Annotated in this window: 11 protein-coding genes; 10 read left to right on the top strand and 1 reads right to left on the bottom strand. The window is 73.0% G+C overall.

Features of this window, described 5'->3' with window-relative positions:
• Positions 1-24: 24 nt before the first annotated feature.
• Positions 25-1,215 carry a DUF4439 domain-containing protein gene (locus tag AC3RJ8_RS10775; protein WP_489712628.1) on the bottom strand — a complete coding sequence of 397 codons (1,191 nt, stop codon included), beginning with the start codon at positions 1,213-1,215 and terminating at the stop codon, positions 25-27.
• Positions 1,216-1,386: 171 nt separating this feature from the next.
• Here AC3RJ8_RS10775 and rimP point away from each other — a divergent pair, with 171 nt between their 5' ends.
• The 10 genes from rimP (at position 1,387) to AC3RJ8_RS10725 (ending at position 13,208) form a co-directional block, all read left to right on the top strand.
• Positions 1,387-1,941 carry a ribosome maturation factor RimP gene (gene rimP, locus AC3RJ8_RS10770; RefSeq protein WP_489712627.1) on the top strand — a complete coding sequence of 185 codons (555 nt, stop codon included), beginning with the start codon at positions 1,387-1,389 and terminating at the stop codon, positions 1,939-1,941.
• Positions 1,942-1,943: 2 nt separating this feature from the next.
• Positions 1,944-2,984, top strand: coding sequence for a transcription termination factor NusA (nusA, locus tag AC3RJ8_RS10765; RefSeq protein WP_489712626.1), 1,041 nt, complete (start codon positions 1,944-1,946; stop codon positions 2,982-2,984).
• A complete protein-coding gene (locus AC3RJ8_RS10760; RefSeq protein WP_489712625.1) occupies positions 2,909-3,358 on the top strand; it encodes a YlxR family protein in 450 nt (149 codons plus the stop codon). Before nusA ends, AC3RJ8_RS10760 begins: the two co-directional genes overlap by 76 nt.
• A gap of 183 nt (positions 3,359-3,541) precedes the next feature.
• On the top strand, positions 3,542-6,373 hold the full coding sequence (gene infB, locus AC3RJ8_RS10755) for a translation initiation factor IF-2 (protein ID WP_489712624.1): 2,832 nt from the start codon (positions 3,542-3,544) through the stop codon (positions 6,371-6,373).
• Between the two features lie 86 nt (positions 6,374-6,459).
• On the top strand, positions 6,460-6,882 hold the full coding sequence (gene rbfA / locus AC3RJ8_RS10750) for a 30S ribosome-binding factor RbfA (protein WP_407318288.1): 423 nt from the start codon (positions 6,460-6,462) through the stop codon (positions 6,880-6,882).
• 80 nt (positions 6,883-6,962) lie between these two features.
• Positions 6,963-7,865: a tRNA pseudouridine(55) synthase TruB gene (gene truB / locus AC3RJ8_RS10745; protein WP_489712623.1), complete on the top strand. Its 903-nt coding sequence runs from the start codon at positions 6,963-6,965 to the stop codon at positions 7,863-7,865.
• 142 nt (positions 7,866-8,007) lie between these two features.
• On the top strand, positions 8,008-8,982 hold the full coding sequence (locus AC3RJ8_RS10740) for a bifunctional riboflavin kinase/FAD synthetase (protein ID WP_489712622.1): 975 nt from the start codon (positions 8,008-8,010) through the stop codon (positions 8,980-8,982).
• 162 nt (positions 8,983-9,144) lie between these two features.
• On the top strand, positions 9,145-9,414 hold the full coding sequence (gene rpsO / locus AC3RJ8_RS10735; protein WP_106268080.1) for a 30S ribosomal protein S15: 270 nt from the start codon (positions 9,145-9,147) through the stop codon (positions 9,412-9,414).
• Between the two features lie 207 nt (positions 9,415-9,621).
• Positions 9,622-11,871, top strand: coding sequence for a polyribonucleotide nucleotidyltransferase (locus AC3RJ8_RS10730; protein ID WP_489712621.1), 2,250 nt, complete (start codon positions 9,622-9,624; stop codon positions 11,869-11,871).
• An 8-nt stretch (positions 11,872-11,879) separates the two neighbouring features.
• On the top strand, positions 11,880-13,208 hold the full coding sequence (locus tag AC3RJ8_RS10725; RefSeq protein WP_489712620.1) for a M16 family metallopeptidase: 1,329 nt from the start codon (positions 11,880-11,882) through the stop codon (positions 13,206-13,208).
• Position 13,209 lies beyond the last annotated feature (1 nt).

The raw sequence follows: 13,209 nt of genomic DNA, 5'->3' as shown, positions 1-13,209 counted from the left end.
CCCGGCGGCTCCGGCCGCCGGGCCTCAGTCCTCCAGCTGCTCGGGCAGGCCGGGGAACGGCACCGGCTCGGCGCCCCACTCGTCGCGCGTGATCGCCGACTCGACGAGGAGGTCCACGAGGACCGCACGGGTGTCCGGGGCGGTGGTGCCGATCAGGCTGGCGTAGCCGGTGGCCAGGCTCTCCTCCACCGACCGCACCAGGGCGGCGTCGCCGGGTCCGCGAGGCACGGCGTAGGCGACCTGCCGGGGGTCCTGGTCCGTGCGGCTCGTCCCCGCCACGAGCGCCCAGGCCTCGCCGCGGGCCCCGTGCTGGTCGGCACGGTCGACCAGGCGCTCGCGCAGGTCGCCGGAGGCGAGCGCGGCCCGGAGCCGGAGCGCGTACCCGGCCGAGTCCTCCGACTCGACGAGCGTGCGCAGGTCGGCGGCCGTGAGCCCGCGGGGGATGACGGCCGGTTCGTCGGAGTCGGGGACGGTGCTGGAGACGCCGTCCTCCTCGGCCTCGTCGTCGGCGGGCTCCTGCGACGGGTCCTCCTCGGCAGGGGCGGCGAGCAGCGACAGCGCGGACCCGGCGTCGTCGGCCGGTGGGTCGTCGACGCCCTCCGTGCCGTCGGCGTCGTCCTCGCCCCCGCCGTCGGCGACGGCGTCCGGTGCGGGGACCACCGGGACGACCGGCGCGGGCAGGTCGCCGTCGGTGTAGTCCACGACCCGCCGTGCCGAGACCGCCTGGGCGGCGCCGACGGAGGCGAGCAGTCGTGCCAACGGGCCGTCGATCGTCGTGCCGGCAGCGGTGCGGCTGCGACCCGAGGCGTCGACGAGCGCCACGACGACGTCCTGCGGGGACACCTGCTCCTCGCTCGGCGAGGCCTCCGGGGACCCGTCGGGGCCCTCCTCCGGCTCCAGGCCGGAGTCGTACTCGCCCCCGAGCTCCTCCGCCTGCGCGCGGGACTCCGCGGCGACCCGTCCCAGCTCGTCGGTGAGCCTCGGCCGCCGGCCGTCGAGCCCTTCGACGGCGGCCTCGGCCTGCTCGGCGACGTAGAGGGCGTCGGACACGGCGGTCCGGCGCACGATCTCGACGGTGTCCGGGACCGGCTCGGCGGGCGGTGGTGTCTCCAGCCGCAGCCCGCACCCTGTCAGCAACGCGGCGGCGACCACGCCGACGACGACGGCCCGGGAGCGACGTCGGAAGACCGGGGCAGGGACAGGATGCGGTTCCATCGTGCCTGATCTTGCCATGTCGCGGTGTGACGTTCCTCCACCCGCCCGCGCGGGTCGTTCGGCACGCGAGCGGTGCGGCGTTCGTTACGCTGGACGACGCACCACGCACGACGTACAACGACACACCGGCCGCGGGACGTCCCGGCGCGGGAGAACCCACGGGAGGCATCCATGCCAGCAGAGCGGAGCCATACCTCGGACGACCGTGTCCGGTCGGTGGTCGCGCCGGTCGTCGAGTCGGCCGGACTGCACCTGGAGGACGTGCGGGTGGCGCGCGCGGGCAGCCGGTCGACGGTGCGGGTCACCCTCGACCTGCCCGACGACGAGATCGGCAGCCTCGACTCCGACCGGCTCGGCGACGCCTCGAGAGCCGTCTCGGCCGCCCTCGACGACGCCGACGTCGTCCGTGGCCAGTACACCCTCGAGGTGTCGACGCCGGGGGTGTCCCGGCCGCTGACGGCGCCCCGGCACTTCCGCCGCGCGCGGACGCGGCTCGTGGGTCTCGCCCTCGTGGACGGCGGGACGACGACGGGTCGACTGGTCGACGTGGTCGACGGGCCGGATGGCGAGGTGCTCGTGCTCGACGACGGGACGCACGTCGCGCTGTCGCGGGTGCGCGAGGGCAAGGTCGAGGTCGAGCTGAAGCGGCTCGAGGACGACGAGGCGGGCTCCGCCCGCCACGGTGACGACGAAGCGGGCTCCGCCCGCCATGGTGAGGAGGGCTGACGATGGACATCGACATGAGCACGCTGAGGCTGTTGGAGCGCGAGAAGGAGATCAGCCTGGACGTCCTGGTCGAGGCCATCGAGCAGGCGCTGCTGTCCGCCTACCACCGGACGCCGGACGCGTACCAGAACGCCCGGGTCGAGCTCGACCGCCGGTCGGGGCACGTGACGGTCTTCGCCCGCGAGGAGATCCGGACCCCGGACGCCGAGGACCCGGAGGGTCGCGACCTGGTGGAGCTCGGCCCCGAGTTCGACGACACGCCGGCCAACTTCGGTCGCATCGCCACCGCGACGGCGCGCCAGGTGATCGTCCAGCGCCTGCGGGACGCCGAGGACGACCAGGTCCTGGGGATGTTCCGCGGCAAGGAGGGCGAGGTGCTGGCGGGGGTGATCCAGCAGGGCCGGGACCCCCGGGTCGTCCTGGTCGACCTGGGCGGCACGGAGGCGGTCCTGCCTCCGCACGAGCAGGTCCCCGGTGAGGACTACTCCCACGGCGAGCGGCTGCGCGGGTACGTCGTGGAGGTGTCGCGCGGCATGAAGGGGGCGCAGGTCACGCTGAGCCGCACGCACCCCGGGCTCGTGCGGAAGCTCTTCGAGCTCGAGGTGCCGGAGATCGCCGACGGGTCGGTGGAGATCACCGCCGTCGCGCGCGAGGCGGGGCACCGCACGAAGGTCGCGGTGCGTTCGCGGGTGGCCGGGCTCAACGCCAAGGGCGCCTGCATCGGGCCGATGGGTTCGCGGGTGCGGGCGGTGATGGCCGAGCTGCACGGGGAGAAGATCGACCTGGTCGACCACCACGACGACCCCGCCCGCTTCGTGGCCAACGCCCTGTCACCGGCCCGTGTGAGCTCCGTCACGGTCGTGGACGCCGATGCGCGGGCCGCGCGCGCCGTCGTCCCCGACTACCAGCTGTCCCTGGCGATCGGCAAGGAAGGGCAGAACGCCCGGCTTGCCGCGAAGCTGACGGGATGGCGGATCGACATCCGGTCGGACGAGGAGACCACCCGGCCCGTCACCGAGGCCGTGCCGGGCGGGGACGCCTGAGCTGGTCGAGAGCCGTGAGCAGTCACGTTAGACTGACAGGGACCGGGCCACGCGCCCAGTACTCGGCACGCTCGCACCCCACCCCGCCCTCGTCGGCGGGACCGGTGCGTACCTGCGTCGGGTGCCGGGCCCGTGACCTGCGGTCGGACCTCCTGCGGCTCGTGATCGCGGCGGCCGACGGCGTACCTGCGGGCGAGCCCCAGGTGGTCGTGGACCCCCGTGGGAACCTGCCGGGGCGAGGAGCCTGGATCCATCCGGACCTCGCCTGCCTGGATCTCGCCGTCCGACGGCGGGCCGTGCCGCGCGCACTGCGTGTCGCGGGCCCGCTCGACCTGGCGGGCGTCCGGGCATATCTGGAGCAGCAGGACAGTTGAGCCCCTGGGCGGCACCGTCGGTGCCGCCCACGACACGACCGGACGTCTTCGTCCGGCCGCACCACGCGTACATCGACAAGGAAGCGGGTCAGAAGCCGATGGGCACCCGATGAGTCCCCAGCGATGAGTACTCGGTACTAACGACGGTCCTGCCTGTCTCGGTGGGGCCGAGACAGGAGAGATGTGGCGAAGATCCGCGTCCACGAGCTCGCGAAGCAGCTCGGAGTGGAAAGCAAGACCCTGATGGCCGAGCTGAAGGCGTCAGGAGAGTTCGTCCGTTCGGCGTCCTCGACGCTCGAGGCACCGGTCGAGCGCACGATGCGCAGCAAGTTCCAGGGCGCCGGTGGCGAGCAGGGTGCGAAGAGCTCCCAGCCCACGCCGAAGAAGCCGGGAGCGCCCAAGCCGGGTGCTCGGAACGCACCGGCCAAGCCGGCACCGGCCGAGCCCGCGTCCCCGCCGGCCCCGACGCCGGACGCCGCTCCGCAGCAGGAGTCGGCGCCCGTGGCGGAGGCCCCCAAGCCGGACGCCGCCCCCAAGCCGGGTGCGGCGCCGAAGCCCGGTGCCGCCCCCAAGCCTGGTGCGGCCCCGAAGCCCGGTGCGGCGCCCAAGCCCGGTGGCAAGTCCGGTGGTCAGCAGCGTTCCGGCGGACGCGGCGGCTCGCCGCGTCCGGGCAACAACCCGTACGCCTCCCAGCAGGGGATGCAGCGCTCGGGTGGCCCTCGTCCCGGCAACAACCCGTACGCCTCCCAGCAGGGGATGCAGCGTCCGCAGCGCGGCGAGGGCGCCCCGGCCCAGGGTGAGCGCCCCGGCGGTCCGCGTCCGGGCGGTCCCCGTCCGGCGGCGCCGCGTCCCGGTGGCCCGCGTCCCAACCCGGGCATGATGCCGGGCAAGACGAGCATGCCGCGTCCGGGCGAGCGCCCGGCGGCCGGTGGTCGCGGTGGCGGCGGCGGTCGTGGTCGTGGTGGCCAGGGCGGCGGTCCGGGTGGACCCGGTGGCGCCCCCGGTGGCGGCGGTCGCGGTGGTTTCCGCCCCGGCGGTGGCGGCGGTTTCCGCGGCCGCGGTGGCGCGGGTCGTGGCAGCACCCAGGGTGCGTTCGGTCGCGCCGGCGGTCGTCCCGTCCGCGGGCGCAAGTCCAAGCGGGCGAAGCGCCAGGAGTTCGAGCAGATGCAGGCGCCGTCGCTCGGCGGCGTCAGCGTCCCCCGCGGCAACGGCAGCACCACGGTGCGCCTGCGCCACGGGGCCTCGCTCAACGACTTCGCGGACAAGATCGATGCGAACCCGGCCTCCCTCGTCACGGTGCTGATGCACCTCGGCGAGATGGCCACGGCCACGCAGTCGCTCGACGAGGACACGTTCGCTACGCTGGGCGTCGAGCTCGGCTACCGGATCGAGATGGTCTCGGCCGAGGAGGAGGACCGCGAGCTGCTCGGGTCCTTCGACATCGACCTCGAGGCGGAGGAGGCCGGCGAGGACGACGAGGACCTGATGCCTCGTCCGCCGGTCGTGACCGTCATGGGTCACGTCGACCACGGTAAGACCAAGCTGCTCGACGCGATCCGGTCCACGGACGTCGTCGCCGGCGAGGCCGGCGGGATCACCCAGCACATCGGTGCGTACCAGGTGCACACCGAGCACGAGGGTGCCGACCGTGCGGTCACGTTCATCGACACCCCGGGTCACGAGGCGTTCACCGCCATGCGTGCGCGTGGTGCGAAGGTCACGGACATCGCGATCCTCGTGGTGGCCGCGGACGACGGCGTGATGCCGCAGACGATCGAGGCGCTGAACCACGCCCAGGCGGCCGACGTGCCGATCGTGGTCGCGGTGAACAAGGTGGACAAGGAGGGCGCGAACCCGGACAAGATCCGCCAGCAGCTCACCGAGTACAACCTGGTCGCCGAGGAGTACGGCGGCGAGACCATGTTCGTCGACGTCTCCGCGCTGCGGCGCCAGGGCATCGACAACCTCCTCGAGGCGGTGCTGCTCACGGCGGACGCCGCGCTGGACCTGCGGGCCAACCCGGAGAAGGACGCCCGTGGTGTGGCGATCGAGGCGCACCTGGACAAGGGCCGCGGTTCCGTCGCGACGGTGCTCGTGCAGTCCGGCACGCTGAACGTCGGCGACGCGATCGTCGCCGGCACGGCGCACGGCCGGGTGCGTGCGATGTTCGACGAGCACGGCGAGTCCGTCCGGCAGGCAGGTCCGGCACGTCCGGTCCTGGTGCTGGGTCTGGCGTCCGTGCCGGGCGCCGGTGACACCTTCCTGGTGGCACCGGACGAGCGCACGGCCCGCCAGATCGCCGAGAAGCGGGAGGCCGCCGAGCGTGCCGCCCTCCTGGCGAAGCGCCGCAAGCGCATCAGCCTCGAGGACTTCACCAAGGCGCTCGAGCAGGGCAAGGTCGAGACTCTCAACCTGGTCCTCAAGGGCGACGTCTCCGGTGCCGTCGAGGCGCTCGAGGACGCGCTGCTCAAGATCGACGTGGGCGACGAGGTGGACCTGCGGGTCATCCACCGCGGCGTCGGCGACATCACGCAGAACGACGTGAACCTGGCCACGGTCGACAACGCCGTGATCATCGGGTTCAACGTCCGCTACGGCGAGCGTGTCGAGGACCTGGCGGAGCGCGAGGGCGTGGACGTCAAGTTCTACTCGGTCATCTACCAGGCGATCGACGACATCGAGGCAGCCCTCAAGGGCATGCTCAAGCCGGAGTACGAGGAGGCGACCCTCGGTTCCGCCGAGATCCGCCAGGTCTTCCGCTCCTCGAAGTTCGGCAACATCGCCGGTTCGATCGTCCGGTCCGGCACCATCCGACGGAACTCCAAGGCGCGCGTGCTGCGCGACGGCAAGGTCGTCGGGGACAACCTCACGGTGGAGTCGCTGCGGCGCGAGAAGGATGACGTCACGGAGGTCCGCGAGGGCTTCGAGTGCGGTATCGGCCTCGGGTCCTACAACGACGTCACCGAGGGTGACATCATCGAGACCTTCGAGATGCGCGAGATCCCGCGCGACTGAGGTCGACATCGCCGACGGCGTCCCGCCCGTCCCGCTGTTCCAGCGGTGGTGGCGGGGCGCCGTCGGCGTCAGGAGAGGGAGCACGGATGAGTGAGAACCCACGGGCCCGCAAGCTGGCGGACCGCATCAAGGAGATCGTCGCGCAGCTGCTCGACACCCGGATCAAGGACCCGCGCCTCGGGTTCGTCACGATCACCGACGTCCGTGTCACGGGCGACCTGCAGCAGGCGTCGGTGTTCTACACGGTCTACGGCAGCGAGGAGGAGCACGTCGGCACGGCCGCGGCGCTGGAGAGCGCGAAGGGCATGATTCGCTCGGAGGTCGGCAAGCAGACCCAGATGCGGCTGACCCCGACGGTCGAGTTCCACCTGGACTCGGTGCCGGAGACGGCGGCGCACCTCGACGCCGCCCTCCTCGAGGCCCGGCGGCGCGACGCCGAGCTGGCGGCGCTGCGCGAGGGCAAGCAGCCCGCCGGCGACGCGGACCCGTACCGCACCGACGACGAGTGACACCGGCAGACCGGTCGGGCGCGGGGGAGCAGCGGGCCGCGCGGCCCCCGCGCCGGCCGACCGCGCCCGACGGTCTCCTCGTGGTCGACAAGCCCGCGGGTCTGACCAGCCACGACGTCGTCGCGCGCTGCCGACGTCTGGCAGGGACCCGCAAGGTCGGCCACGCCGGCACGCTGGACCCCATGGCGACCGGCGTCCTCGTCGTCGGCGTGGGCCGGGCGACGCGCCTGCTGACCTACGTCGTCGGCGCGGACAAGGCGTACGACGCCACGATCCGGCTGGGCGTCGGCACGACGACGGACGACGCCGAGGGCGTGGTCACGACGACGCCGGGCGTCGGGGCCGGCGTGGAGCGCGCGGCCCTCGACCGCGAGGTCGTGGCACTCACCGGAGAGATCCAGCAGGTGCCCACGACCGTCAGCGCGATCAAGGTCGACGGCCGCCGCGCCTACGACCGTGCCCGCGCGGGCGAGGACGTCGAGCTGGCGGCCCGGCGCGTCACGGTCAGCAGCTTCGAGGTGCTCGCGACCCGTCCCGGGACGGCCGACGACGGCACGCCCGTGCTGGACGTCGACGCCCGGGTGGTCGTCTCGTCCGGGACGTACGTCCGCGCGCTCGCGCGCGACCTCGGCGCGGCCCTCGGGACCGCCGGTCACCTGACCGCGTTGCGCCGCACGCGCGTCGGCGGGTACGAGCTGGCCGGGGCCCGGACGCTCGAGGCGATGGAGGCCCAGGCGGACGGCGACGGCGTGCTGTCCACGATGCCGCTCGCCGACGCGGCCCGGGCGACCTTCACGGTGCGCGAGCTCACCGAGGCGGAGGCGCGCGCGCTCGGCTACGGGCAGTGGGTGCCGCCGTCGGGCAGCGGCGGCACGGTCGCGGGGATCGGGCCGGACGGTGCGCTCGTCGCGCTCCTGGAGGACACCTCGCGGCGGGGCGAGCGCCTGGCCAAGCCGGTGCTCGTGCTCGCCCCGGCCGGCTGACGAGAGGATCGGACGGCCGCCGCGAGGCGTACCTCACGGTGCGCGGCGGCGTCGTCGTCGCCGCTGCCGGTCCCACCCGGACTATCCTGGTCCGTCGGTGCCGGTGACGGCGCCGTCCCGACGAGCGAGGAGCACGAGCGGCGTGCAGGTGTTCACGGACCTGGAGCAGGTCCCCGACGGCTTCGGCCCGTCCGCCGTGACGATCGGCAACTTCGACGGCGTGCACCGGGGGCACCAGGCGGTCCTCGGCCGGCTGGTCCGGCTGGCCCGGGCCGACGGCCTCGCGGCCGTCGCCGTGACGTTCGACCCGCACCCCGCGGTGGTGCACCGGCCGGAGGCCGCGCCCGAGCTGCTGACAGGGCCGGCCGACCGCCTGGAGCTGCTCGCTGCCACGGGGCTGGACGCCGTCCTCGTGATCCCGTACTCGCTCGGCTTCGCTGGCCAGGGTCCCGAGGAGTTCGTCACGCGGTACCTCACGCGCGCGCTGGGCGCGCGCAGCGTGGTGGTGGGCCACGACGTCCGGTTCGGCCGCGACAACTCCGGCACGCTCGCGACGATGGTCGAGCTCGGTGGCGAGCACGGGTTCGAGGTCGTGGCGATCGACGACGTCGGCGAGTGCCTCGTGGAGTCGGCCGGTGCGCGGCAGCGCTGGTCGAGCTCGGCGGCCCGTGCGCTCCTCGCGGAGGGTGACGTCGCCCAGGCGGCCGACGTCCTCGGCCGCCCGCACAGGGTGCGCGGCACCGTCGTCCACGGCGACGCGCGCGGCCGCGAGCTGGGCTTCCCCACGGCGAACCTCGGCCGGATCGCCGGCATGGTCCCCGCCGACGGCGTGTACGCGGGCTGGCTGCGCCGTCCGGCGCTGGCGGCACGCGAGCCCGGGCACGCGGACGTGCGGTTGCCGGCCGCGATCTCGATCGGGACGAACCCGACGTTCGACGGCGTCGAACGTCGCGTCGAGGCCTACGTGCTCGACCGCACGGACCTCGACCTGTACGACGAGGAGGTCGTCCTCGAGCTCGTGGAGCACCTGCGCCCCACCCTGCGCTTCGACGGGATCGAGCCCCTGGTCCGCCAGATGCACGACGACGTCGCCCGCGCGCGGGAGATCCTCGCCTGAGCAGGTGGCCGGCGGGCGACGGACCGGTCTGCGGGTGAGGAGCGTCTCGCGGGAGCGACCAGGTGCGCTGGTAGCATGGGCGGTGCCGTAGTTCGGCCGCGGACCCAGAGCGCCCGGTGAAGAAGTCCCGGAGCACCGCGCAACGACACCAGAAGGAGAGCCATGCCGCTCGACGCTGCCACCAAGCAGTCCATCATCACCGAGTACGCGACTCACGAGGGTGACACCGGCTCGCCGGAGGTGCAGATCGCGCTGCTGACGCAGCGCATCAACGACCTCAACGAGCACCTCAAGGAGCACAAGCACGACCACCACTCGCGTCGTGGCCTGCTGCTGCTCGTCGGCCAGCGCCGACGCCTGCAGGGCTACCTGCAGAAGGTCGACATCGTGCGCTACCGCGCGCTCATCGAGCGCCTCGGCCTGCGCCGCTGACATCCCCGGACCGCCCGGCCCCCTCGCAGGGGCCGGGCCGGTCTGATGTGATGTCCTGGTAAGAACACCATCGCGCCGCCGGACCGTCGTCCGGTCCTCGGTAGTGGCCCCCCGAACCGCCCGGTCCGTCCGGTGCGCGGCTCCGTGGGCCTCGATCGAAGACCGTCGAGCGGAGGAGCGGCGCCTTCGAGAATCAGGAGGGCACCCGTGGAGGGTCCCGAGATCCAGTTCGCCGAGGCCGTCATCGACAACGGTCGGTTCGGCACCCGCACCATCCGCTTCGAGACGGGCCGACTCGCCCGCCAGGCCGCCGGCTCCGTCGCGGCCTACCTCGACGGCGACACCATGCTGCTGTCGACCACCGCGGTCGGCAAGCACCCCAAGGACCAGTTTGACTTCTTCCCGCTGACGGTGGATGTCGAGGAGCGCATGTACGCCGCGGGACGCATCCCCGGCTCGTTCTTCCGTCGCGAGGGCCGCCCCTCGACCGAGGCGATCCTCACCTGCCGCCTCACGGACCGCCCGCTGCGCCCGCTGTTCGTCAAGGGGCTGCGCAACGAGGTCCAGATCGTCATCACCGTCATGGCCCAGCACCCCGACGACGCCTACGACGTCCTGGCGATGAACGCCGCGTCCGCGTCGACGCAGATCTCCGGCCTGCCGTTCTCCGGCCCGGCCGGTGCGGTGCGCATCGCCCTGGTCGACGGCCAGTGGGTCGCGTTCCCGAAGCACTCCGACAAGGAGCGCGCCGTCTTCGAGATGGTCGTCGCGGGTCGCAAGGTCACGGCCGCCGACGGTTCCGCCGACGTCGCCATCGCGATGATCGAGGCCGAGGCCACGGACGACGCCTGGAACCTCATCACGACCGAGGGCGCCACGGCTCCCACGGAGCAGGTCGTCGCGGAGGGTATCGAGGCGGCCAAGCCGTTCATCGCCGCGCTGTGCGACGCGCAGCTCTCCCTGGCCCAGCAGTCGGCCAAGGAGGTGCGGGAGTTCCCGCTGTTCCCGGACTACGCCGACGACGCCTACGCGGCCGTCGAGTCCGCGGTGTCCGCGCCGGCGACCGAGGCGCTGGCCATCGCCGACAAGCAGGAGCGCGAGAACCGCCTCGACGCGATCAAGGCCGACCTGCTCGACCAGCTCGGTGCCCGGTTCGAGGGCCGTGAGAAGGAGCTGTCGGCCGCGTACCGCTCGTTGCAGAAGCAGCTCGTGCGCCAGCGTGTGCTCACCGAGGGCGTGCGCATCGACGGCCGCGGGCTCGCGGACATCCGCACCCTGTCGGCCGAGGTCGAGGTGCTGCCACGCGTGCACGGCTCGGCGCTGTTCGAGCGCGGCGAGACCCAGATCCTGGGTGTCACCACGCTGAACATGCTGCGCATGGAGCAGCAGATCGACTCGCTCGGGCCGGTCACGCGCAAGCGCTACATGCACAACTACAACTTCCCGCCGTACTCGACGGGCGAGACGGGCCGCGTCGGCAGCCCCAAGCGCCGCGAGATCGGCCACGGAGCGCTCGCCGAGCGTGCCCTGGTGCCGGTCCTGCCGAGCCGCGAGGAGTTCCCCTACGCGATCCGCCAGGTGTCCGAGGCGCTCGGCTCCAACGGGTCGACGTCGATGGGCTCGGTCTGCGCCTCGACGCTGTCGCTGCTCAACGCCGGTGTGCCCCTCAAGGCCCCGGTCGCGGGCATCGCGATGGGTCTGGTCTCGGACACGGTCGACGGGGACACCCGCTACGCCGCGATGACCGACATCCTGGGCGCCGAGGACGCGTTCGGCGACATGGACTTCAAGGTCGCCGGTACCCGCGAGTTCGTCACGGCCATCCAGCTCGACACCAAGCTCGACGGCATCCCCGCCTCGGTGCTGACGGCCGCGCTCGGCCAGGCGCGCGACGCCCGTCTGACGATCCTCGACGTGCTCGCCGAGGCGATCGACACCCCGGACGAGATGTCGGTGAACGCTCCGCGCGTCATCGCGGTGAAGGTCCCCGTGGACAAGATCGGCGAGGTCATCGGGCCCAAGGGCAAGATGATCAACCAGATCCAGGAGGAGACCGGCGCCGACATCTCCATCGAGGACGACGGCACCGTCTACATCGGCGCGACGGACGGCCCGTCCGCCGAGGCCGCGCGCGCGGCGATCAACGCGATCGCCAACCCGCACGTGCCGGAGGTCGGCGAGCGCTTCGTCGGCACGGTCGTCAAGACGACGTCGTTCGGTGCCTTCATCTCGCTCTCCCCGGGCAAGGACGGGCTGCTGCACATCAGCCAGCTCCGCAAGCTCGTGGGCGGCAAGCGGGTGGAGAACGTGGACGACGTGCTCTCCATCGGCCAGAAAATCCAGGTCGAGATCGGTGAGATCGACCCGCGCGGCAAGCTCTCGCTCGTCGCGGTCACCGAGGACGAGGAGTCGGTCGAGACCGCCGACGCAGGCTCCGAGCAGCCGAGCGAGGCCTGACCGACCGTATGAGCCAGCACCTCCCGCTCGTCGGAGCGGGCCAACCGGGTGCCGAGCTGACCGCCGGGCAGGACGGTGCGACGATCCGTCGCAGCGTCCTGCCCGGCGGTGTGCGTGTGCTCACCGAGCACATGCCCGGCCTGCGCTCCGCCACCGTCGGGGCGTGGGTCGGCGTCGGGTCCCGGGACGAGACCGACGGCCACCACGGCTCCACCCACTTCCTCGAGCACCTGCTGTTCAAGGGCACGCACCGGCGCACCGCGCTCGACATCGCCGAGGCCTTCGACGCCGTCGGTGGCGAGGCCAACGCCGCCACCGGCAAGGAGCACACGTGCTACTACGCACGGGTGCTCGACGAGGACGTGCCGATGGCCATCGAGGTCATCGCGGACATGGTGACGTCGGCGCGCCTGGACGCCGACGAGCTCGAGACCGAACGTGGCGTGATCCTCGAGGAGATCGCCATGACGGACGACGACCCCGGGGAGGTCGTCCACGAGGAGTTCGCCGCCGCCGTGCTCGGGGCGCACCCTCTCGGTCGCCCCATCGGGGGCACTCCCGACACGATCCGCGCCGTCCCGCGCGAGGCGGTGCTGGAGCACTACCGGTGGCACTACCGGCCGGAGACGCTCGTGATCGCGGCGGCCGGGGGCGTGGACCACGACGAGATCGTCCAGCAGGTGGGCGACGCCCTCGTCGCCGGCGGATGGGACCTCGACCCGGCGGCGGTCCCGCGAGACCGTCGTTCGAGCGCCGCGGAGTCGGACGGCGTCCCGACGGCGGGCGTCGAGCTGAGCGTCCGGCGGCAGGTCGAGCAGGCCAACGTGATCGTCGGCGGGACGGGCCTCAGCGCGTCCGACGACCGCAGGTTCGCCTCGACCGTCCTGCACGCCGTCCTGGGCGGGGGGATGTCGTCCCGGCTGTTCCAGGAGGTCCGCGAGAAGCGCGGCCTGGCGTACGCGACGTACTCCTTCGCCCAGGGTCACGGCGGGCTCGGCCTCTTCGGGCTCTACGCCGGGTGCACCCCGGCGAAGATCGACCAGGTCATCACCCTGATGGTCGCCGAGCTCGAGCGGCTCGCCACCGACGGCATCACCGGGGCGGAGCTCGAGCGTTCGGTGGGCCAGCTCTCGGGAGGGCTGGTGCTGGGCCTGGAGGACTCCGGCTCGCGCATGAGCCGCCTGGGACGCGCGGAGCTGGTGCTCGGTGAGCTCCTGACGGTCGACGAGTCCCTGGAACGTGTCCGTGCCGTCACCGCCGCCGACGTCCGCGAGCTGGCCGCCGACCTCGCGTCGCGGCCCCGCTCGGTCGTGCGGGTCGGCCCCTTCGGAGAGTGAG

It is taken from the genome of Isoptericola sp. MSGPD8_1_ISO-PGPR-S23-394, assembly GCF_058072785.1.
This window is presented reverse-complemented; position numbering and strand designations above follow the sequence as displayed.